The sequence below is a fragment of the Bifidobacterium choladohabitans genome, from assembly GCF_016102005.1.
Lineage (GTDB): Bacteria > Actinomycetota > Actinomycetes > Actinomycetales > Bifidobacteriaceae > Bombiscardovia > Bombiscardovia choladohabitans.
Genome location: NZ_JACFPL010000005.1, coordinates 39,115 through 60,460, shown reverse-complemented (window position 1 = coordinate 60,460; position 21,346 = coordinate 39,115). Strand labels below are relative to the sequence as shown.

Below are 21,346 nucleotides of genomic sequence, written 5' to 3'. Positions count from 1 at the left end.
CCTGGCTCCGCCATGAAGGCCATGGGTCGACCAGAAATGGAGTGAATCGTGCCCGGATATGCCAAGGACAAAAAGCGGACCATCACCAGACTCCGGCGTGTCGAGGGTCAGGTCAGGGCCATCGAGCAGATGGTCGAGTCAGACACCTACTGCATCGACATCCTCACCCAGATCGCCGCCTCGACCAGTGCCCTGAAGTCAGTGGCCCTGACCCTGCTGGACGACCATATGGACCATTGCGTCCGCGAGGCCGCCGAAAAGGGAGGCGAGGAGGCCGACGAGAAGATGCAGGAGGCTTCCGAGGCCATCGCCCGCCTGGTCCGCTCCTAGCGGCCCTCGTCAGACAGGCTCAATCCGCCCTGGAATAGCAGTCCATAAGCAGCGGGTATAGGCGTTCTTCCGGGAATCGCTGGACTTCCGCTTCTTTCCTGTTAGATTGAACCCCAACCCCGGGCCGTTCGGTCCTGGGGAGAACGGATCGATGAGGGAGAGGCAATGTCGGAAACAAGTTGGGATTGGGCGGCCCTGATAGTGGTCGTCATTCTCTTTGCGGGACTGGCCCTGCTGAGCAGGAAGACCAAGGTCAACTTCAGTTGGCGGGTCATCATAGCGACGGTGTTGGGAATCCTGGTGGGTGTGGGCTTCTCCGGTCACACGACCTATGTGGGGGCATTCGGCAACGTCTGGTCCGAGGTCATTTCGGCCCTGGTGGTACCCCTCCTGCTTTTCAGCATCATCGCCAGCATCAGCCGCATCGGGGGGTCTGGTCGGTTGAAGAACATCAGTGTGAAGACCATCGTTCTGCTCATGGTCAATACCTTCACAGCCGCCGTGATCGCCCTGGTTCTAGGGCTGCTTTTCCAGGTCGGCAAGGGGTTCAATCAGGCCCTGCCCAAGGGGACCAAGTCCCACGAGGTGCCGGGAGTGCTCGATACCCTGGTCGGCCTCTTCCCCTCGAATCTGGTCGAAAACTGGGCCCAGAACCAGGTCATTCCCGTCGTGATCTTCGCCATCCTTCTGGCGGTCTCTCTGAACAAGGCCGCCTCCACCCCGCGCGGCGAGCAGAGTGTGGCCCCCTTCAAGGCTTTCGTGGAAGCCGGCAATGTGGTCCTGTCCAAGGCCACTCAAATCGTGGTCGGCTTCACCCCCTATGCGGTCCTGTCCTTGATCGCCGCCGCCATCGGTCGCAGCAATCTGAAAAGCCTTCTGCCTCTGCTGGCTGTGCTCTTGGTGGCCTACCTGGGTCTGGCCATTCAGCTCTTCCTGGTCCAACCCCTGATCCTGGCCCTGGTCGGCCGGGTCAATCCTCTGCCCTTCTTCCGCTCACTTTGGCCGGCGGGCGTGGTGGCCTTCACCTCCGAGAGCAGCATCGGCACCATTCCTGTCACGGTCCGTCAACTGCGCTCTGCCGGCGTTCCCGAAGAGACGGCTTCCTTCGTGGCCAGCCTGGGAGCCAATCTGGGCATGCCCGGATGCGCCGGGCTCTGGCCCGTCCTCCTGGCTGTCTTCGCCATCAATGCCCAGGGGATTCCTTACACCCCCCTGCGCTTCGCCCTCCTGATCGTCTTTGCCCTGGTGGTTTCGGTGGGGACGGTGGGCGTGCCCGGCACAGCCACGATCACCGCCACATCCCTCTTCACCGCAGCTGGCCTGCCCGTACCCTTCATCGCTATCATGCAGCCTATTTCCCAGATTGTGGATATGGGCCGCACGCTGGTGAACGTGGCTGGTGCCGCCAATACAGCAGTCATCGTGGCCAGGACCGAGAATGAGCTGGACCTCGATCTTTACCGGGGCCGCAAGGTCTTCGACGACCAGGACATCGAATGATCATTCCAAGTCGTCAAAACTGCACGGTCGGGTGGCAGGCTACAAGAGGATGAATCAGACTGGCCCGATCTGCAACGGCCGTAAGGCCAAATAACCTGAACAGCCTCGACCGCCATCGGAGCAATAAAAAATGTCTTCGACTGACATCAATCAGCCGAAGACATTGCTTTGTGCGAACGGAGGGAGTTGAACCCTCACGAGCATCAGCTCACTGCCACCTGAAGACAGCGCGTCTACCATTCCGCCACGTTCGCAGACAACTGGAAAGGTTAGCACGGTTGTCTGCGCGGCGCAATAATGGCGTGTTGGTTCAGCCCTTGGATCCGTGGGCGTAGAACCTGGCCAGCGTCTCCTGCTTGTACTCGTCGAAGTAGCCGCCGTCGATGGATTGGCGGATTTCGTCCAGCAGCCTCACGAAGAAGCGTTCGTTGTGGATGGTGGCCAGGGTGTAGCCGTTGAGCTCATGGGCCCGAAGCAGATGGTCAATGTAGGCCCGGGAGTAGTGGGTGCAGGTGTAGCAGTCGCAGTCCTCTTCGATGGGTCTGAAATCAGCCTTGAACTGGGCGCGCTTGATGTTCCAGCGACCGTCACGGGTGAAGACCGCCCCGTTGCGGCCGCAACGAGCCGGGGATACGCAGTCGAAGGTGTCTCCTCCGTTCTCCACGCCTGCGAAGATGTCGTCCACAGCGGCGATGCCCAGCACATGCCTGGGTCGGGATTCGGGCATTTCGTCGCAGATCCAGGCGCAGGTCTGCCCCAGCAGCCGTTTCTCTATAGCGCCTCCGATGCCCACGCCGTCGAAGTCCAGGGAGGCGATCTGGCGGGCGGCGCGTCTGCGCAGATCCTCGTAGTTGGCCCCCTGCACCACGCCGAACAGGGCCTGGTAGGGCTTGCCGGTCCGCGCCCGGGTCAGCCTGTGGTGCTCCTCCACGCAGCGTTTGGCCCAACGGAAGGTGCGCTCCACTGACTGCTCCTGGTAGGTGCGGGTGTTCATCAGGGTGGTCAGCTCGTCAAAGGAGAACATGATGTCGGCGCCGATGCGGTGCTGGATGCCCATGGAGATTTCAGCTGAGAAGCGGTGCCGGTCGCCGTTGAGCGGGGACTTGAAGGTGACCCCGTCCTCGTCCACGAAGGCCAGGCGCTCCTTGCCTTCGGCGATCACCTGGTCCGACTTCATGCCGGTCACGTCCATGGCCAGGGTCTTCTTGAAACCAGCACCCAGCGAGAGCACCTGGAAGCCGCCCGAATCGGTGTAGGTGGGACCGTCCCAGTTCATGAACCTGGCCAGACCTCCGGCTTGGTCCAGAATGTCGGGGCCGGGGCGTTCGAACAGGTGAAAGGCGTTGGCCAGAAGGACCTGGGCGCCCAGCTGCCGCATCTGCTCGGGCAGGACGGCCTTCATGGCCGCCTGGGTGGCCACGGGGATGAATGCGGGGGTGTGGATGTCTCCGTGAGGAGTGTGGATGATGCCGGTGCGGCCATAGCGGCGGCCATTGCGTCCCAGGCCTTCCGGGCTGTCGGGCAGGCGGTTCAGGGTCTCGAATGAGAATGCGGCGCGGTCGCCGGGTCGCCCTGGCGTGGCTCCCAGCGGGTTGGTGATCAGGCTCATGGCTCCACTGTATCCAAGACATCCAACCGTCCGCCTGCTGCCTTGCGTACAGTCGATGTGACTTTCATGCAATGTCCAGACAACATTCAGCATCTCGGCTCTAGACTTGGAAGCAATGCATGCGAGGACCCGCTTCGCCTGTCAGCCGGAAACAGCAAAAAGCGCGGGCGACGGGGTAGATTGACAAGCGTGACCGAATAGCAGGCAGCGGCATCGATCCGAAGGAGCAGAAATGGCTGAAGAGCACAAGGCCGACCCTTGGAGGGGCGGCGATGACGGTCAGTCCTGGCAGCCAAGCCACATCGAGCGCGGGGCCGCCAATCAAGAGCAGGAGACGGGAGCTTCCGCGGACCAGACCGACTCTGCTCAAGTCCCCACGCCAGAAGAAGGGGACCAGCAGACTCAGGCCTGGGATCAGAGGCCCACGACCCCTATTGCCATGCCTGGTGGCGATGCACGGCCCGCGACCACGGAAAACGGGTCGAATGGCGATAGCGGCACCGGGACTCCAGCCTCCGCTTCCAGTGGCTCGACCACAGGGCAGGATGCGCCGACGCAGCAGCAGCCTTACTATCGGCCTGCGCCCGAGTATGGAGCCTACGCGCCAGCAGGCTCGCGTCCGCCTGCCAACAATCAGGGTCAGCAGCAGCCCAACCAGCAGCCGAACCAAGGGTATGGCTCCGGTCCTCAGCAGGGTTTCTTCGGACAATACGGACAGCCAGGCCGGTTCGGTCAGAATGGCCAGCCTGGCCAGCCTCGACAGAATGTCGGTCAGAACCCCCAGGGCGGCCGACCCTCCGGCCAGGGTCCCTATGCACCCTTCGGATCCGCCGGCCCCAACGGTCGGCCTGGTCCTGTCAACAACGCCGGCAGCAACATGAGCGGCACGGGCAAGTACGTCTTCACCGCCGTGGTGGCCGCCCTGGTGGCCGCAGCTCTTATGCTGGGTCTGGGTTGGGCGGCCCTGTCCAACGGATGGATCACCCTGCCCTCGTCCTCCTCGCTGAGCGGGGTCTCCTCCAACTCCTCGGGCCAGGGCACGGCCAAGGTCGAGGGCGGGCAGGCTCCTGACTGGCAGGGCATCAGCAAGCAGGTCTCCGAGTCCGTGGTCTCCATCCAGGTGCAGACCAAGAGCGGGGTGGGTGCCGGATCAGGCGCGGTCTTCGACACCCAGGGCCATGTGGTCACCAACAACCACGTGGTCGATGGTGCCCAGGAGATCCACGTCACCCTCTCCAACGGGCAGATGTACACGGCCAAGGTTGTCGGCACCGACACCACAGCCGATCTGGCCATCCTCAGCCTGGACCAGGCGCCCTCCGACCTGAAGCCTGTGAAGTTCGCCGACTCCGAAAAGCTGGCCGTGGGCGAGAACGTCATGGCCATCGGCAACCCCCTGGGCTACGAGAACACGGCCACCACCGGCATCGTCTCGGCTCTGAACCGCCCGGTCTCGGTCATGGACGAGAGCAACAACAACCCCATCGTGACCAATGCGGTCCAGCTGGATGCGGCCATCAACCCCGGCAACTCGGGCGGCCCCACCTTCAACGCGGCCGGCGAGGTCATCGGAATCAACTCCTCCATCGCCTCCATGGCTTCCTCCAAGTCTGAGGCAGGGTCAATCGGCATCGGATTCGCCATCCCGTCCAATCTGGTCAAGCGGATTGCCGATGAAATCATCAAGGATGGTAAGGCCAAGCACGTCTCCCTGGGTGTCACCATCCAGAGCAGCACGGCCCAGGCCGACGGCGTCACCCGCGGTGGTGCCAAGGTCACCAATGTGGTCTCGGGCTCCCCGGCTGACAAGGCCGGCATCAAGGTCGGAGACACCATTGTGGCCTTCAATGGCCATGCCGTCAACAACAACTACTCCCTGCTGGGCTTCGTCCGGGCTGCCGCCTTCGGCGACTCGGTCAAGATTACCGTGGTGCGCGACGGCAAGACCGCCGAGGTGAACGCCACCTTGGACAGCGAGGAGCAGACCGTGCAGGGCAAGCCCAGGACCAACAGGAGAAACTCGGACGGCAGTGGCCAGGACGGCGACTCCGACCAAGGCGGTTCGGGCGACGACGATGACTCCATGGATCCCTTCCGCTTCTTCTTCGGGCAGTGATCCGGGACTGAACCCAGGGGCCGCACCCGTCACTTTGACGGGTGCGGCCCCCTTGTCATACTCGCCGTCCATCGCTGACTCCCGCGCGGTATAGGCTTGGAATGTCAAGAGCAGAAGAGAGCCGTGATCCGGCTACGGCTGTCAGGTAGACAAGTCCGGAGCGGGGAAGTGGTCATGTCAAAAATCCTGGGTTTCGCCAAGAAGGTCCCCATGCTTTGGGTGGTTCTGATTTGCGGGCTGGTCATGGGCCTGCTCTGGCACCCCTATCGCCAGGCTGCCCAATGGCTGGTCGCCGTCCTGGTGGCCGTCTCGCTGGTCGATACCCTCAAGGGGATGATCGATGACGTGCGCCAGGGCCACGTGGGCGTGGACATCCTGGCCGTGGTCGCCATCCTTTCCACCCTCGCCGTCCAGCAGTACTGGGCCAGTTGGGCCGTGGTCCTCATGCTCTACTCGGGCGATGCCATCGAGCAGTACGCCGGGAACAAGGCGCAGAACAACCTGACCGTATTGGTCCAGGCCGCCCCCCAGGTGGCCCACGTGGTACAGGCGGACCTGCCGGAGGGGGAGCATGCCCTTCCCAAGGAGAGCGACTGGAGCACGGTGGATGTCGATAAGGTCCGTCTGAACGACCTCCTGGTGGTCAAGCCCGGCGAGACCGTGCCTGTTGATGGCGAGCTGATCAGCCCCACCGCCACCTTGGATATGTCCACCATCAACGGGGAGCCCATGCCCCGCAGGCTCTACCAGGACGCCCAGGTCATGTCCGGAGCGGTCAATGGTTCGGGTACCTTCCTGATGCGGGCCCGCCAGCTGGCGCGGGACTCCCAGTACCAGCGAATCCTCAACCTGGTGCGCTCCGCCCAGAACTCCCGGGCTGCAGTCGTCAGAACAGCCGACCTGATGGCGGTCCCCTTCACCGTGGTGGCCTTCATCATCGCCTGCGTGGCCTGGATCATCTCCGGTGTGCCGACCCGGTTCGCCCAGGTTCTGGTCCTGGCAACCCCCTGCCCTTTGCTGATCGCCGCCCCCGTGGCCTACATGGCCGGGACCGGGAGGCTGGCCAAGGCGGGGCTGCTGATCAAGACCCAGGACGTGATCGAGAATCTGGGCCGGGTCTCGCACATCTTCTTCGATAAAACCGGCACGTTGACCGTAAAACGTCCCCAAGTAGCCAAGATCGACCTGCCTGAGGGTAGGGAGCAGAAGGTCGATACAGACCGGATTCTGGCCATGGCGGGCGCTGTGGAGTCCTACTCGGTCCACATCCTGGCCAACGGAATAGCCGAGGCCGGGGCCGCTGCCCAGGAGCGGTTGCGGGCACGGAGCAAGGGCCAGACCCATCTGCACGCGCGGGAGGTTCGGGAGGACTCCGGCAACGGGGTCCAGGGCCAGGTCGACGGCCACCAGGTCAAGGTGGGCAGGGCCCAGTTCGTGGCTGACGGGCATTCGAGCGATCTGTTCGGCCCCCTGGCACCTGACGAGATGGCCTCCTACGTCTCTATTGATGGGGTCTTGGCCGCCAGGGTCGTCATGAAGGACGTGCCCAGGTCGGATGCCGCCCAGACCATCACCCAGCTGCGGGAGTTGGGCATCACCCGTCTATCCATGGTCACCGGCGACAAGGAGGACTCGGCCCGGATCATCGCCGACCAGGTGGGTATCACCGACGTGCATGCCGGCCTCTTCCCCGAGGACAAGACCAATCTGATCGCCAAGGCTTCCAGGGAGGAGCCCAATCGGCAGCCATTCTGGGACATCTGGCTGTCCAAATTCCTTGGTGAGTCAGTGACCAAATCCATCACCCTGATGGTGGGGGACGGGGTCAACGATGCTCCGGTCCTGGCCGCTGCAGACGTGGGCATGGCCATCACCGACGGAACCACCACGGCCGCCTCCGAGTCCGCCCAGGCCGTGATCATGAATGACGACATCGCCTGCCTGCCCAGGTCGATCACCATCGCCCGCAGGACCAAGAGGGTCATGCTCCAGGCGGTCATGCTGGGGCTGACCCTGGCCACAGTGGGTATGCTCTGCGCCGCCTTCGACCTGATTCCGGTGGTTGTCGGCGCCTTTACGCAGGAGGCCATCGACGTGGTTTCCATCCTCTGGGCCCTGACTGCGCTGATAGACCGGGACTGAGGCCATTTCGCGACGCTTGGTGAAAGTCCCGGGGATGGAGCCCGACTAACTCTGTTCCCTACCTTTGCTTTGCGTTAGGCTGACAAGCATGAGCGATATTAATGTCAATGATTCCACCATGCCCGCACCGGCCCGCGGCGAGGAAGCCGACTCACCCCTGCGCGTGGCCGTCATAGGCGCGGGGCCTGCGGGGGTCTACGCCTCTGACATCCTGCTGCGGCAACTTCGGGAAAAGGGGACAGACCTGGGTCTGGGCGACCGGGCCCGGATCGATTTGTTCGAGAAGCTGCCCGTTCCCTTCGGCCTGGTCCGTTACGGCGTGGCCCCGGATCATCCCAGCATCAAGTACATCGCCGGCGCCTTGGAGAAGACCCTGGACAACCCCGAGATCCATCTCTATGCGGATGTGGAGTTCGGCAAGGACGTCAACCTGGATGACCTGCTTGAGCGCTACGATGTGGTGCTCTTCGCCACCGGCGCTGTGGACGATCGTCCTCTGGAGATTGCCGGGCATGAGCTTGATGGCGTTCACGGGGCCGCCCACTTCGTCGAATGGTATGACGGCTATCCCGACGCTGACCAGGACTGGCCCCTGGATGCCAGGCAGGTGGCCGTCATCGGAGGCGGGAACGTGGCCATGGATGTCTCCAGAATCCTGATGCGGCGGGCCGACGACCTGCTGGGTACCGACATCCCCGATAACGTCTACCAGGGGATTCAGGGCAACCAGGCCCGTGAACTGCACATGTTCATCCGTCGCGGTCCGGCCCAGGCCAAGTTCTCGGTCCAGGAGCTGCGCGAGCTGGAGAAGCTGCCCGGAGTGCAAATCGTCATCGACGAGGAAGACTTCGACCTGGATCAGGAGACCATCGACCGGGCCGGTGCCGACAAGCTGACCAGGCAGATGCTGGAGGAGCTCTTCACCATCAGGGAGATGGCCGAGGACATGGCTGAGGACGGCGGCGTCGACTTCGAAGGCAACCCCGCCGACCGTCGTTTCTATATGCACTTCTACCGGATGCCAGCCGCAATCATCGGCCAGGACGGCAAGGTGACCGGCATTCGGGTGGAGAAGACCAAGGTCACGCCCGAGGGCGCCATGGAGGAGACCAGCCGGTACGAGGAGTACCCGGTTCAGGCCGTCTACCACGCCATCGGCTACAAGCCTGCCGAGGTTCCCGGCATTCCTTACGACTTCTCCGGCTACACCCTCTCCAACATCCACGGTCGCGTGACCACTGCTCCCGAGGGGCAGGACGGCCGACCCATCGATCGTCTCTACGCCACGGGTTGGGCCAAGAGGGGGCCCGTGGGCCTGATCGGATCCACCAAATCCGATGCCCTGGAGACCATCGGCAACATGCTGGATGACCTGGCCGCCAGCCCGACTCGTGGCCGCTTCGCCCAGGACCGCGACGACGAGTCGATCGATCGCTTCCTGGCGGAGAAGGGCATCCGGCCCATCGACTTCGCCGGCTGGAAGCGGGTGGATGCCTACGAGCGTGCCGAGGGCGCCAAGGCCGGCCGCGAGCATATCAAGGTCATCGACCCCGACCAGCTCCGCCAGCTCGCGCACGGCGAGTAGTCGATCTCTCTTAGATCGGCAATGGCAGGGCCTGGATGAGGTTCATGAATCCTCAGCCAGGCCCTGTTTTCTTGATCTGGGCTACTGGCTGCTCACAGCGGAGGGATAAGTCTCGCGCAGCTATCATTGTCATTAGAGCCCATCACGGAATCGAAGGAGCGTGACATGGCTAACCTGACTCTCTATCCGGCCACCCTCCAGTGGGCCGTTGAGGAGGGTGATGCCGATCCAGTGGCCCTGTCTCAGCGCCGAGGGCTTGGCCAGTTGCCGGATTGGCTGGAATCCAAGGAACCCGTGTCTATATCCTTCAACAAGGTAGAGCAGCTCAGCAGGGCCCTGCATGTGCCCTTCGGTGCCTTGGTCCGGTCGGTTGTGCCCCAGCGTCGTTCTGAGCCTCTGGTCCAGTACCGGACCGTAGGCAATACGTCTGTGCAGCCCAGCAAAAATCTGCAGGACACCATCGACCAGATGCGATTCAGGCAGGAGTGGGCCAGGGATGAATTGCTTGAGTCCGGCCTGGATGCCAACCCACTGGTCGGTTCGGTGCGCGATGCCGAGCAGGGCGATGCCCTGGCTGATGCGCTCCGCTCCACCCTTGGGTTGGATGGGCGCTCTGCTTGGGAGGGCGGCAATTCCAGCGATCGCTTCCGTCAGCTCAAGGAACGCGCCTCTGATGCGGGCATCATGATCATGCTCAACTCCCAGGTGGGGTCTACCAGATCCCGCAAGCTGGATCTTCAGGAGTTCCGGGGATTCGTGTTGATCGACGACATGGCTCCGCTGGTGTTCATCAACAGAAACGATTCTTTTGACGGCATGATCTTCACCTTGATTCACGAGGTGGGGCACGTACTGCTGGGCACTCAGGAGCTCTTCGACGGTATTGACGGACAAGGGGACCGCAAGGCCATGGAGCGCGCGATAAACCGGGCGGTGGTAATGGCCGTGATTGACGATGAGCGCTTCCGGCGGCTCTGGCAGGAGAAGTTGGACACGGGCAAGGTGCCGGCGGACGCTGCGGAGTCTATAGCTGACGACTTCCATCTGAGTGCCTTGGCCATGGGGATACAGGCCCATCAGTTCGGCTTGACTGACGAGGATACGCTCGAGGAACTGCGGGCACGAATGGATCGGCATCTTCAGGACAAGGCCGCTCATCATCAGGAGCAGGAAACCCATGGTAATGGCAACAGGACCAATGCCTCCAGGGTTGACACCGGTTTCGTCCGCCTGGTCAATGCCGCCATGGACGGGGGCAGACTGGCTCCGACTGAGGGCTTCGACCTGGTGGGGGTGCGCTCCCCGCAGTCTTATCAGGGATTGATTCGTGAAAAGAAGCTGATATGACCGCTACCCTCTACCTGCCTGATTCCAACATCTTCATCGCCTCCTACCGGCTCAACCATCCTTTCGACTACAAGGAGTTCCATCCCTTCTGGCGATGGATGGAAAAGCTGGCTGAGGACAAGGCGATTGCCATGGTGGATGTTGTCTACGACGAGCTGGTCAACGAGCAAGCCGCTGATCCCGATATGCTGGATCTTTGGGTGCGTGCAGTGTTCAAAGGCCGCCAAATAAGTCATAAGGACGACAGATATGCGCAGGTCTATGCGCAAATCCAGGATTATCTGGTCACCTGCGGGTATTACGCAGAAGAGTCACGCCAATGTTGGGAGCCAGAGAGCAAGGCGGATCCCTGGCTGATCGCCGTGGCCAAGGTCGAGGGAGCAGTCATCGTGACGGACGAGGAGCGGGTTCCGCTGCAACAGGGGCAGCACATGAAGAAAGAGCCCAAGATCCCTAACATCGCAGACCATTTTGGGGTAAAGACCATGAGCCTGCGTCGATTCTTCGATGAAAACGGGAGGTTGAAGAAAGCCCGGTATGTTCCTAAGCCTCATGACAAGAAGAGCGGGGATCCAATCGTATTGTTCTGAAATGGAGAGGGGACATCGCCAGCCTCATCTTTTCAGCGGTCGTTCAGCAAAAATTCAGCGGCATTGTCTACCATGGAATCCATGAATGGCAAGCTGAAGGTTCACGGACATTTCAACGGCCTGAAAACGACGCTTTTGTTCGCCCTCATGTGGGCCGTTATTATGCTCATCTGGTGGCTGACCGGCGGTCGCCAGGGGACGTTGGGCATCTATATCCTCATAGGCCTGGCCACCACTTTCGGGTCCTACTGGTTCTCCGACAAGGTGGCGATCGCCTCCATGCATGCCCGGCCGGTCAGCGAGCAGGAGGCTCCCGACCTTTATCGGATCGTCCGAGAACTGTCGGGGAGGGCCGGCAAGCCCATGCCCCGCATCTACATCGCCCCCACCGACTCTCCCAACGCTTTTGCCACAGGCCGTAACGAGCGCCATGCCGCCGTCTGCTGCACCCAGGGGATTTTGCGTATCCTCAACGAGCGAGAGATTCGCGGAGTGCTGGGCCACGAGCTCATGCACGTCTATAACCATGACATCCTGACCTCTGCTGTGGCTTCGGCCATGGCCACGGTCATCACCTACCTGGGATACTCCCTCATGTATTTCGGCGGCGACAGCCGGGACAGGGATAACGATTCCGGCGTCTTCGGCCTCCTGGGTGTGCTGATCAGCTCGATTCTGGCCCCCCTGGGCGCATCCCTGATCCAGATGGCCATTTCCCGAACCCGCGAGTATGACGCCGACGAGGACGGCAGCCGGCTGACCGGGGACCCGGCGGCTCTGGCATCGGCACTGAACAAAATATCCTACGGGTCTCAGGCCGTGCCCATGCCTCAGACCGCTGGCACCCAGAGCGCCGCTGCCATGATGATCGAGAACCCTTTCTCGGTCAAAGGGTTCAGTAGGTTATTCTCTACCCATCCTCCCACCGAGGAGCGCATAGCCCGTCTGATGCAGATGAGCCAGGAGATGGGGCAGCAGACCCAGGTGAATTCCGGGCGTGGAGCCCAGGTGGGGTACTGAGAGACCAACGGGCTCATGCGCCTGTACACCTGTCAATAGCGGTGGCTCTCTCCCCGCTGCCTTGGTCGATAAATTCGGAAACGGTCAGAGGGGCCAGACATCAGGCCGGGCCTTCTGACCGTTTCCGCCTTAATGCCCTCAGCTGCGAAGAATCCAGCTTGTCATAGAGGCAACGAGGAATCGGAGGCTTTTGGTTATCCGTCTTTTAGATCTGAATTCTGCGACCATCGCAGACCACGGTTTTGACGGACCATTCGGCCGGGTTCAGGAGGAGGAGGTCGGCAGCATAGCTGGGTGCCAGCAGGCCCAGCGGAGCACCGGTAATCGGGTTGGGGCGGTCCAGTCCCAGGGCCCGGGCAGGTGTCAGCGTGGCGGCTTCCACGGCCTGGGGGGCTGGCAGGCCGATGGCCTGGATAGCTCTGCCGACTGCCACATCCAGGGTCAGGGTTGAGCCGGCGATGGCCCCGTTGGAGGTCAGACGGGCGTGGCCGCCCTTCACTGTTACATCCAGGGAACCCAGCTTGTAGGCGCCGTCCTCGCAGCCGGTGGCCTCCATGGCGTCGGTGACCAGGGCTATCCGATGGGGGAAGAGCCTGAAAGCCAGGTCGACGCAGGGGTCCTGCACATGGAAACCGTCGTTGATCAGTTCGGCCGTAATCCGGCGGTCCTCCACAGCGGCCGGAATGGGCCCTGGCTGACGGTGGTGGATGCCGTTCATGGCGTTGAAAACATGAGTGAGTATGCGGGCGCCGTCATCGAAGGCGCGGCGGGTCTGGTCGTAGTCGGCATCGCAATGGCCGACCGCAGGCGCCACTCCGGATTCGGCCAGGCGGGCTATGGCCTCGTAGCCATGGTCGCGCTCGGGGGCCAACGTCACCTGACGTATGCAACCGTCGGCAGCTTCCAAGAGGCGGTCGAGAACCGCTGGTTCAGGATCGCGCAGGCACTTGGGATCGTGCGCGCCCTTACGGGAGAGGGCGATGAAGGGCCCTTCCAAGTGGGCGCCCAGCACATCTGGTCTGGAGTCCATGACACGCCTGACCGAGCGCAGATTGGTGCACATCGTGTCGACCGGGTTGGTGATCAGGCTGAGCACCTGCCTGGTGGTTCCATGGACCATATGGCAGGCCCTGGCCGTGCGAATGGCCTCGTCGCCGTCATCGAAGGAGTGGACCCAGCCGCCGTGGGAGTGGATGTCGATGAACCCGGGGGTGAGGATGAAGCCCGTAGCGTCGATGAACTCTACGCCGTTTGCAGACACGTCATGGTTATCGGATCCAGGCTGGAAGGAGGGGGGCAGGCTGGGCAGGCCAGCGGCCCTCAGGGCGGATTCCAGGCTCTCCCGGCCTTGCCCGACCTGTTCAATCCTGCCCTCCAAGGCCAGAATCCAGCCATCTTCCCTGATGCCTCGGGCGTCTATCAGCCTTGCGCCGGTCAGGACAAGGGGATGGGTCGGTCCATTCAGGGATGACTCGACCGCAAGCCCCGCCGACTCGTATGCTTCCTTGGACATGTTTGGTCTGCCTTCTAGATGGACTGCCAGTCAGGCTTGTTGGCATATGCCCACTTGTAGTAGTCGCGGTTGCGCAGACGGGAGGCGGCGGCCTCGTCCACGATCACTGTGGCGTGGGGGTGCATCTGGAGGGCGGAGGCTGGGCAGAAGGACGATATACCGCCCTCCACACTCTCGGCCACGGCTTCCGCCTTACCAGCTCCGAAAGCCAGAAGGACCAGCTGGCGTGCCTTGAGGATGGTTCCGATTCCCTGGGTGATGCAGTGGGTGGGCACCTGGTCCATGTCATTGTCGAAGAAGCGGGCATTATCGATGCGGGTCTGTTCGGTCAGGGTCTTGATGCGGGTGCCCGAGGCCAGGGAGGATCCGGGCTCGTTGAAGCCGATGTGTCCGTCGGTGCCGATGCCCAGGATCTGCAGGTCGACCCCGCCGGCATCCTCGATTGCCTGGTCGTATACGCGGCCAGCGTCCTTGATGGTGTCCAGGTTTCCATTGGGCACCCTCACTTTGGCGGGGTCCAGGCCCAGAGGCTCGACCACTGTCCGGTCGATGGTGGAACGGTAGGACTGGGGGTGGGCCGGATCCAGCCCCGCGTACTCGTCCAAGGCGAAGCCGCGCACCTGTGAGACGTCGATTCTCTCCTTGTGGACCAGATCAGCAAGTGCCTGGTATGCCGCCAAGGGGCTGGACCCCGTGGCCAGACCCAGCACGCAGTCGGGCTTGCGCCGGATCAGGTCGGCCGTGCAGCGGGCATAGATTTGGCCGGCTTCCTCCTGCGACTTGACGATGATGATTTCGGTCATGATGCGATTTCCTTTCCAATAAGCTCGGATGGGCGACTGTCGGCGGCCATGCGTCCTGCCAGGGCGGCGCCGATGGCTGCGATGGGCAGGTCGGCCGGGGCCAGGCGCAACCGGTCGGGCAGACTCAGGGAGGCGATGAAGTGGCTGCAGGCCGCGCTCCTATTCAGATACTCGGTGACCAGATCCAGCAGGGGCTGACCGGTTTTGCTCATGCCTCCGCCCAGGATGATGACTGTCGGATCGATGGTCAGGGCCACAATCTGTACGGCTAGGGCGATGCCATGGCCGATAATGTCCTGGACTTCCTGGGCGTGCTGGTTCCCTCGGCTTGCCTGGGCAATCAGGTCGGGCAGGGGGTGGGCGATTCCCGGCCAAAGGGCTTCCACTGCCGAACCTGAGGCCACGGTCTCCAGACAGCCACACTGGCCGCACTTGCAGGGGAACTGGTGGGTGTCCACCGGAATGTGGCCGATTTCGCCTATCGCCCCACTGGCTCCGTGTTCGATTCGGCCCCCGCGGATGATGCCCGCTGCCAGACCGGTACCCAGATTGATGAAGACCACAACATGGTCGTCCTGGTCGGGCAGGGCCCTGGGACCGTCACGCCCAGGCTCCGATGCAGGGCGTCGGGCCTGGTTCCGGGCGGCCACGGAGTGGGGTGTGGTCCCAGGGGCCACCAGGGTGTCGCCATCCTGCGAGGCGGCCCCCAGGGCAGCAATGTTGACATCGTTCTCGACGCGGACGGGCAGGCCGGTCGTCTTGGCAACGGCAGGGCCCAGATCCATGTGGCGGATGCCCAGGTTGACTGCGTCATCCACTATTCCACGGTCGGCATCCACGCGCCCCGGGATGCCCAGGCCTACGGTGACAGGACCCCGATTTGGGCCCATCTGATTCAACAAGTGGCGGATAAGTGTCACCGTGTCGTCATGAACCGCCTGGTTGCCTTCGCGTGTAGGGATTCGATGGCAGGCCAGCAGGTGTTTGCCGCCGTCCATGGCCACGCCCTCGATCTTGGTGCCGCCGATGTCTATTCCCAGGCTGATTGAACGGTCCTGGGCGCTATCTGTATCCGCCTTGGGATGCGGGGTCGATGCTGCCATGGATTTCAGCGGGCCTGGTCCTGGTCCGCCCGTCCCTGTCCGCAGGCCTGCTTGATGGCTGTAGCGATGGAGACCGCCGGGTCGTTGTAGGGGATCAGGGTGGATTGGAAGGCGTGGTAGAGGTCGGACTTGCCGGGCCATACCGTGCCGATGACATGGTTGTCGGCATCCAGCTGATGCCACCAGGACCCGCCCTGGTGGTCGATCAGATAGTGGTCTATGTAGCTGCAGAAGGTGGCGTACCAGTCGGCGTAGGTGGCCTTGCCGGTGGCTGCATAGAGGGTGGACGAGGTGTTCAGGGCCTCGGCCAGGGTCCAGTGCATGCGGTCGTGGACCACAGGGCGGCCCTGCCAGTCCGTGGTGTAGACCAGGCCTTCGGCCCCATCGGCGGCCCAGCCATCCTCCACAGCCCTGGCAAAGAGGTGCTCGGCTGCCTCGATGTAGCGGCGGCGGTCGGCCTCCTGATCGAACCTGCTTAATGCGTACTGGGTGATCAGCCTGGCCCATTCGATTCCATGGCCCGGCGTTGCCCCGTAAGGCTTGAACTGGTCGGCCTTGTTGTCCTGGTTGTAGTCCAGGTCGGCCTGCCAGTCGCTGTTGAAATGCTCGGGGATGCGCCACTGGTTGTTCTCAGCCCAGCTGATGACCTGGTCGATGATGCGGCCGGCGCGCTCGCGGTAGTCCTCCTTGCCGGTGGCATCGGCCACGGCCAGGAAGGCCTCGGTGCTGTGCATGTTGGCGTTGAGCCCCCGGTAGGGGTCAAGCCGGGTGAAGCCACTGTCCCAGGTGTCCACGGCCAGGCCCTTGTCGTCATCCCAGAAGTAGCGGTTGAAGATCTCCAGCGCCTGGTCCAGCAGATCCTGTCCGTCGGGGTCACCCGCCAGCATGGCCGAGGATGCGGCCAGGACCACGAAGGCGTGGGTGTAGCAGGTCTTGCCGCTCTCGGGCTGGCCCTGCCAGGAGACCGAGGGGTACCATCCACCGTGGTCGTCGTCGTGCAGGTTGCCTTGAAGGGCCTGGACGCCACGATGGACCAGCTGTAATGCCCCCGGGTAGCCCAGGAGGCTGCCGATGGCGTAGACGTGGGTCATCCGGCAGGTGATCCAGGTCTGGATTCCCTGCTCGGGGTCGATGGTGCCGTCGTCATTGAGCCAGCCGGCGCCGCCCTGCTCGGTGGGGAACCCCCGCCCGAAGTCCAGGAAACCGTAGGTCTGCGAGGCCATGAAGATGCGGTTGGCTTCATTGCCCAGCAGGTATCGGGGATTTATGGCGGACGGTGAGACTCCCGAATGGTTCGGTGTCGTGGTCATGGCGATTGCTCCTTTGCTCAGCGGGGGGATGCAGCTGTTTCTGGTATCTGTTAACAGCCTAACACTTAATTGTTAGGAAACTGAACTTTTTATTGGCTGTCCCCGTGGTCTTGCTCACGATGCTAGTGCGCAGTCCTGAAAACCCGCAGCTTCAGTGCCGCAATGGCGAGGTATGGACCTGCCCAGGCAAGGGAGTTTACAATATAAGGTGCAAGCATGGATGGGCGTGATCACGGGGTTCAAGGCCCAATCCCCATGGCGGGTCCCCGTTCCCGCATTATCTATTGTCAGGCGAATCATGACCAGCAATACAGGCAACCTGTCCAAGGCGCTGCCCAAGTCGGTGCGGCACCACAACCGAGCCATCCTGCTCAGACTGCTCTACCCCGATGTCAGTATGACCAGGGCTGATCTGGCCCGCGCCTCAGGGCTGACCAGGGTCGCCATATCAGACATCGTGGCCGAGCTGCTGGGCGAGCATCTGCTCATGGAAGTGGGTTATAGCAAATCCACCGGGCCGGGCAAGCGGGGACGGCTGCTGCGCATCAATCCCGACGGGCGCAGCATCCTGGCCCTGGACCTTTCCACGCCCTACGTCTTCAGGGGGGCGGTGCTCAACCTGACCGGACAGGTAGTGGCGCGTGAGGAGATTCCTCTGACCGCTGACGGCAAGGTCCCCCTGGACTTGGTGGGGGAGCTGACTGATTCATTGATGCAGCGGGCAACCCACCCCGTCATGGGCATCGGCGTATCCAGTCCCGGCATCGTCAGTGCTGAAGGCGTGGTGGATGATGCCACTAACCTGGGCTGGGTTCAGACCGACCTGCGCGGCTATCTGCATGAGAAGACAGGCTTGGAGGTGACGGTCAACAACGATGCCAACAATGAGGTTTTGGCCGAGCGGCAGTTTGGCTCAGGCCAGTCCGACCTGTTGCTGGTCCATCTGGGCGACGGAGTTGGGGCAGGATTGCTGGTTTCCGGCGAGCTGGTGACCGGTTGTAATCGCGCGGCAGGCGAGATCGGTCATGTGGTGGTGGATCCCACCGGTCCTCAGTGTCGATGCGGTAAGCGCGGTTGCCTGGAATCACTGATCAGCGTTCCCAAGCTGACTGCTGCAATGGACCGGGATCCTGACAATTTGGCCAGCATTTTGCGCCGTGCTGGCGAACTGCTGGGCCGTGTTCTGACCATGTCCGCCGGCCTTATGGACATTCCTCGCGTGGCTGTCCTGGGCGACTCCAGGGTGGTCAATCGCATTTTCCTGAGTGCCATGGAGAAGACCATGAACTATGCCCTGGCCACTGATTTCCGGCGCCCCCTTGTGGTCGACCGCTCGGCCCTGGGTGAGGATGCCGCCTTGCTTGGGGCCTGCTCCACGGTGGTGGCTGACCTGATCGAGCCTGACGGTACCGTCTGAAAGTGGATTGAAGACCTGTCTCGCAACCGTGCCCGGACTTGGTGATTCGCGCACATCGCCGAGACCTGCTACCATGGTGACTCGCATGCGGTTGGCCGAGGTCTGACCCCGGGGCCGGATTTGCGGGCGTAGTTCATTGGTAGAATGGAAGCTTCCCAAGCTTCAGAGGCGGGTCCGATTCCCGTCGCCCGCTCTTGACTGGAATTCTGAGTTTTCAAGGAAAATGGTTGTTTGTTTAGGTCTGACAACTGATTGATGGCAACAATATAGCGCGGATGTACAAGCCCTAGCGTTGACGCATAGCTATTGAATAGGTAAAGAAGCAGCCGACCTTGATTGTTATACAGGCGGAAATGGGCAGCTATAGGTCTTATAGTGCTCTTTTGTCTATATGGGTTGTGCGAAAGTTCAAGACTGATCGTCAACTTAATCTTGATACTGAATCTCGTGGGAGACTCCCTACGCCTTTAATCGCTTATTCGGCTGCTGTTGACATGCACCGCCCTAAATTGAAGCTGGAGAGTTGTTAACTCTACCTCTGGGTCATGGTCGGTGCATAGTCTTATGGCAGGATGAATAGATTCCGAATTTTTCTCCGACCGAATGGAGCCTAGCTTTCACGATACCATGCATTGTGCACTGCGGTTTCTCTTGCGGTTCTGGCTTTACGGCAGGTCGATGAAAGCCATTGTAGCCTATCCAGGATGTTGTCGCCGCCTGGGATGATGTAGTCGCAGTCCATGTTGATGCCGTTGCGGCCTTTCGCATACTGCTCGGCCCGGCATCTACCACCTACCCTGACCTTGACCTCGGCTCTAATCCGCTGTCAGTCACAGGGCAGCCGGCCGCGTCTGCGGAAAGGGAGGAGGGAAAATGTCTGCGGGCAAGTATAGTTAAGGGCCAATGGCTTCATACCGTCGGGCCTTAGCTCGTTAAAGAAATCCAAACATGCTCTACCTGGTGGGTATTACCGTCAGGGCCAGGCAAGGCGCGCGCATGCCGCTGTCATTTTTTGGACAGTTTGCGTTGCTCCCTAACTTTCTTGCGCCTTTCTATGGCTATAGGCTGTTGATACACATAGTCAAGTACGGAATCGAGAAAGCCTAGGATTTCTTCGGCGTCCTCTTTCGACACGGGCGTATTCAGATCACCGTGGGCCATATCGTTGCCCAGCAGCCGGATTTCATGTGCTTCTTCGGCTAGCTGTCTGGTGATGATGGTCTTTGCTGCCAACTCGTCGATTTTCTCATACAGGGACCCGGAGGTGACGCCTTTGTCCTTGGCGGTCGCTTCCAGCACAGTTCTGGCCATGAGTACTGCTGAACGGTAGGCGGAGATCGAGCAACAGGAATACGCCTCGGAAGCAACGGAAGCGATTTCCGTAGGAACGTCCTCATATTCCATCCCGACGGCTGCTTCTGGAATCCATTTAATTTCCTCACTGTCGTCCAGGAAGTCTTCTTGAGCTTGACTCACGCCGACATCCGATAGCGAAAAATTGTAATCAATCATGCCCAATGTCGCGTAGCCGCATGAGTCACACTTGAAGATGGCAAACCAAACCTCTGCATAGAGAGGAGCGTTATTGAGGTCACCTGATATGAGCGACCCTTGTGGGGTCATATGCGAAAAACGGCCGCAATGCCAACAGATTCTCGAAGCCATGTTTCAATTATATAGACAGAAATAGCAATATGGACTGGGCATCTCTGCTCGACCCCTTGCAATAAACAGATTGTATTCACGAGACATTCGTATTTGCTGCTTCTCTTGGCTTTTGGCTATGATTCTGATCCGCTCCCTAGTACGGGCTGGAGGAGATAGGGGTCTTGCCCGGCTTACGTCCCGGGATAGGTTTGTAGTGTGGCTGGGTAGGCGTGGTGCTTGCTGGATCGGCTATTCGCGGCGGTTGTCTGCGGTGGTTTCCTTTTAGATGTGTTGTCTAGCTGCTTGGCTGATGTCTTGTTACGGTGAGTCGGGCGAGCCATTCAGGGCGTAGGACCCCGAAGCCTAGGCGCATGGTGACGCGGATGGTCAAGAAGTCCTTGAAGTATGCCTGGTCGCCGGTGGCGCTGAGGACCTGGCTGCTGGCGTTGAGCAGGTGGTGCCTGCCGGGGTCTACATGTTCAGGATGATGGGGATCCGTAAATGGCTGGTGTTGGGCTGTTGGCCATGTTGGTGGCGATGAGGGGTGATGTTGAGGACTAATCTAGGCCATGAGTCCGATTCCAGTCGTCCGTTCTCCTTTCTGGAAATCGCCAATGGCATTGAAATTTGGATTTGGAAAGTTTCAGCTTTGGTATGTATAAGTTGTTGATCGCATCTGATCCTGACCGGCCTCCTACCAAGGATGAAGCAGAGACCCTTGCTCGAGCGTATGCTGCGTTTCTTGCGAATCCAGATCGTTAGACGTTTGATGAAGCTGATTGACTTATAGGCGGTGAGTGAGTGTCAGCATCAGCGTTTACTCACAGGGGAATATCGCTGACGTCTATCGAGAGGAACAGTACCCCAGCCAGACTATGCAGCAAGACGATCAACGTCACTAAGATAAGTAGGATTTTTGCGAAGACGTTCCACCATTTCCGGGCTTTGCGCGACTTCTGTTTATACAAGGCAACTATATGGACAATGCCGCTTATCAGCCAGCAGACAAGCCCCACAATGGTGGTCGCAATTATCCTGTTCACCCAAGTGTCCGAGGCAAAATCAACGGCATACGGGAATGCCATAAAGAACTGAATAGGAATTTTGCTATACCAGCCCCAGCTCATTGGCAGCAACAGAACCAGGCCTAGAAACCATAGGACAAGGTCGGCATGAGCGGGTACATGGATCATGCGGCGAAGGTCGGTCTTCTCCGTATCCTCGCCTGTTTTATCCGATTTCCGTCCCCTGCATGCCATAGCCGCAAGGCTACAGCATCTGTAGGTATGAAGAGCCACTTGCAGACGCTTCCTC

The 21,346-nt window shown here is 61.1% G+C and carries 16 protein-coding genes and 2 tRNA genes; 10 read left to right on the top strand and 8 right to left on the bottom strand.

Annotated features, from left to right (window positions below; genetic code table 11):
• Positions 1 to 48: 48 nt before the first annotated feature.
• Complete coding sequence (locus tag H3S97_RS08025; protein WP_029679038.1) at positions 49 to 330, top strand: metal-sensitive transcriptional regulator; 282 nt, start codon at positions 49 to 51, stop codon at positions 328 to 330.
• Positions 331 to 495: 165 nt separating this feature from the next.
• A complete protein-coding gene (locus H3S97_RS08020; protein ID WP_198220226.1) occupies positions 496 to 1,830 on the top strand; it encodes a dicarboxylate/amino acid:cation symporter in 1,335 nt (444 codons plus the stop codon).
• Between the two features lie 171 nt (positions 1,831 to 2,001).
• Here the strand turns inward: H3S97_RS08020 and H3S97_RS08015 are convergent.
• A tRNA-Leu gene (locus tag H3S97_RS08015) sits at positions 2,002 to 2,084 on the bottom strand.
• 56 nt (positions 2,085 to 2,140) lie between these two features.
• The gene (tgt, locus tag H3S97_RS08010) at positions 2,141 to 3,439 is read right to left on the bottom strand and encodes a tRNA guanosine(34) transglycosylase Tgt (RefSeq protein ID WP_198188116.1); all 1,299 of its coding nucleotides are present in this window, start codon (positions 3,437 to 3,439) and stop codon (positions 2,141 to 2,143) included.
• Positions 3,440 to 3,671: 232 nt separating this feature from the next.
• On the opposite strand from tgt, the gene H3S97_RS08005 reads away from it, so the two are divergent.
• From H3S97_RS08005 to htpX, 6 genes are all read left to right on the top strand, one after another.
• Complete coding sequence (locus tag H3S97_RS08005; protein WP_198220225.1) at positions 3,672 to 5,555, top strand: trypsin-like peptidase domain-containing protein; 1,884 nt, start codon at positions 3,672 to 3,674, stop codon at positions 5,553 to 5,555.
• Between the two features lie 174 nt (positions 5,556 to 5,729).
• Complete coding sequence (locus H3S97_RS08000) at positions 5,730 to 7,697, top strand: heavy metal translocating P-type ATPase (RefSeq protein ID WP_198220224.1); 1,968 nt, start codon at positions 5,730 to 5,732, stop codon at positions 7,695 to 7,697.
• 118 nt (positions 7,698 to 7,815) lie between these two features.
• Positions 7,816 to 9,282 carry an FAD-dependent oxidoreductase gene (locus H3S97_RS07995; protein ID WP_198220265.1) on the top strand — a complete coding sequence of 489 codons (1,467 nt, stop codon included), beginning with the start codon at positions 7,816 to 7,818 and terminating at the stop codon, positions 9,280 to 9,282.
• Positions 9,283 to 9,447: 165 nt separating this feature from the next.
• Complete coding sequence (locus tag H3S97_RS07990; protein ID WP_198220223.1) at positions 9,448 to 10,629, top strand: ImmA/IrrE family metallo-endopeptidase; 1,182 nt, start codon at positions 9,448 to 9,450, stop codon at positions 10,627 to 10,629.
• A complete protein-coding gene (locus tag H3S97_RS07985; RefSeq protein ID WP_198220222.1) occupies positions 10,626 to 11,219 on the top strand; it encodes a DUF4411 family protein in 594 nt (197 codons plus the stop codon). Before H3S97_RS07990 ends, H3S97_RS07985 begins: the two co-directional genes overlap by 4 nt.
• Before the next feature lie 81 nt (positions 11,220 to 11,300).
• Positions 11,301 to 12,239 (top strand): zinc metalloprotease HtpX, encoded by a 939-nt coding sequence (htpX, locus tag H3S97_RS07980; RefSeq protein ID WP_045934854.1) that lies wholly within the window; start codon positions 11,301 to 11,303, stop codon positions 12,237 to 12,239.
• A 205-nt stretch (positions 12,240 to 12,444) separates the two neighbouring features.
• Here the strand turns inward: htpX and nagA are convergent, their stop codons facing one another.
• From nagA to H3S97_RS07960, 4 genes are read right to left on the bottom strand one after another with little or no spacing between them, the layout of a single operon-like run.
• Entirely contained in the window at positions 12,445 to 13,752 is a 1,308-nt protein-coding gene (gene nagA / locus H3S97_RS07975; protein WP_198220221.1) for an N-acetylglucosamine-6-phosphate deacetylase, read from the bottom strand.
• Positions 13,753 to 13,766: 14 nt separating this feature from the next.
• On the bottom strand, positions 13,767 to 14,555 hold the full coding sequence (gene nagB, locus H3S97_RS07970) for a glucosamine-6-phosphate deaminase (RefSeq protein ID WP_198220220.1): 789 nt from the start codon (positions 14,553 to 14,555) through the stop codon (positions 13,767 to 13,769).
• Positions 14,552 to 15,658 carry an ROK family protein gene (locus H3S97_RS07965; RefSeq protein WP_198220219.1) on the bottom strand — a complete coding sequence of 369 codons (1,107 nt, stop codon included), beginning with the start codon at positions 15,656 to 15,658 and terminating at the stop codon, positions 14,552 to 14,554. The genes nagB and H3S97_RS07965 overlap by 4 nt, the downstream gene beginning before the upstream one ends.
• 5 nt (positions 15,659 to 15,663) lie before the next feature.
• On the bottom strand, positions 15,664 to 16,968 hold the full coding sequence (locus H3S97_RS07960) for an AGE family epimerase/isomerase (RefSeq protein ID WP_198220218.1): 1,305 nt from the start codon (positions 16,966 to 16,968) through the stop codon (positions 15,664 to 15,666).
• A 298-nt stretch (positions 16,969 to 17,266) separates the two neighbouring features.
• Between H3S97_RS07960 and H3S97_RS07955 the strand changes: the two genes are divergently transcribed.
• Both H3S97_RS07955 and H3S97_RS07950 read left to right on the top strand, forming a co-directional pair.
• Positions 17,267 to 18,385, top strand: coding sequence for an ROK family transcriptional regulator (locus H3S97_RS07955; RefSeq protein ID WP_198220217.1), 1,119 nt, complete (start codon positions 17,267 to 17,269; stop codon positions 18,383 to 18,385).
• A gap of 122 nt (positions 18,386 to 18,507) precedes the next feature.
• A tRNA-Gly gene (locus H3S97_RS07950) sits at positions 18,508 to 18,578 on the top strand.
• 812 nt (positions 18,579 to 19,390) lie between these two features.
• Here the strand turns inward: H3S97_RS07950 and H3S97_RS07945 are convergent.
• Together H3S97_RS07945 and H3S97_RS07940 are read right to left on the bottom strand one after the other, a co-directional pair.
• Positions 19,391 to 20,050 (bottom strand): DUF4145 domain-containing protein, encoded by a 660-nt coding sequence (locus H3S97_RS07945; RefSeq protein WP_198220216.1) that lies wholly within the window; start codon positions 20,048 to 20,050, stop codon positions 19,391 to 19,393.
• 803 nt (positions 20,051 to 20,853) lie between these two features.
• Positions 20,854 to 21,291 (bottom strand): hypothetical protein, encoded by a 438-nt coding sequence (locus H3S97_RS07940; protein ID WP_198220215.1) that lies wholly within the window; start codon positions 21,289 to 21,291, stop codon positions 20,854 to 20,856.
• Positions 21,292 to 21,346 lie beyond the last annotated feature (55 nt).

Coding starts and splice junctions, on each gene's coding strand:
- H3S97_RS07945 (WP_198220216.1), bottom strand. CDS start 20,050: ATGGCTTCGAGAATCTGTTGGCATTGCGGCCGTTTTTCGCATATGACC.
- H3S97_RS07995 (WP_198220265.1), top strand. CDS start 7,816: ATGCCCGCACCGGCCCGCGGCGAGGAAGCCGACTCACCCCTGCGCGTG.
- H3S97_RS08005 (WP_198220225.1), top strand. CDS start 3,672: ATGGCTGAAGAGCACAAGGCCGACCCTTGGAGGGGCGGCGATGACGGT.
- H3S97_RS07985 (WP_198220222.1), top strand. CDS start 10,626: ATGACCGCTACCCTCTACCTGCCTGATTCCAACATCTTCATCGCCTCC.
- nagB (WP_198220220.1), bottom strand. CDS start 14,555: ATGACCGAAATCATCATCGTCAAGTCGCAGGAGGAAGCCGGCCAAATC.
- H3S97_RS07940 (WP_198220215.1), bottom strand. CDS start 21,291: ATGGCATGCAGGGGACGGAAATCGGATAAAACAGGCGAGGATACGGAG.
- H3S97_RS07965 (WP_198220219.1), bottom strand. CDS start 15,658: ATGGCAGCATCGACCCCGCATCCCAAGGCGGATACAGATAGCGCCCAG.
- H3S97_RS07955 (WP_198220217.1), top strand. CDS start 17,267: ATGACCAGCAATACAGGCAACCTGTCCAAGGCGCTGCCCAAGTCGGTG.
- htpX (WP_045934854.1), top strand. CDS start 11,301: ATGAATGGCAAGCTGAAGGTTCACGGACATTTCAACGGCCTGAAAACG.
- nagA (WP_198220221.1), bottom strand. CDS start 13,752: ATGTCCAAGGAAGCATACGAGTCGGCGGGGCTTGCGGTCGAGTCATCC.
- tgt (WP_198188116.1), bottom strand. CDS start 3,439: ATGAGCCTGATCACCAACCCGCTGGGAGCCACGCCAGGGCGACCCGGC.
- H3S97_RS07960 (WP_198220218.1), bottom strand. CDS start 16,968: ATGACCACGACACCGAACCATTCGGGAGTCTCACCGTCCGCCATAAAT.
- H3S97_RS07990 (WP_198220223.1), top strand. CDS start 9,448: ATGGCTAACCTGACTCTCTATCCGGCCACCCTCCAGTGGGCCGTTGAG.
- H3S97_RS08000 (WP_198220224.1), top strand. CDS start 5,730: ATGTCAAAAATCCTGGGTTTCGCCAAGAAGGTCCCCATGCTTTGGGTG.
- H3S97_RS08020 (WP_198220226.1), top strand. CDS start 496: ATGTCGGAAACAAGTTGGGATTGGGCGGCCCTGATAGTGGTCGTCATT.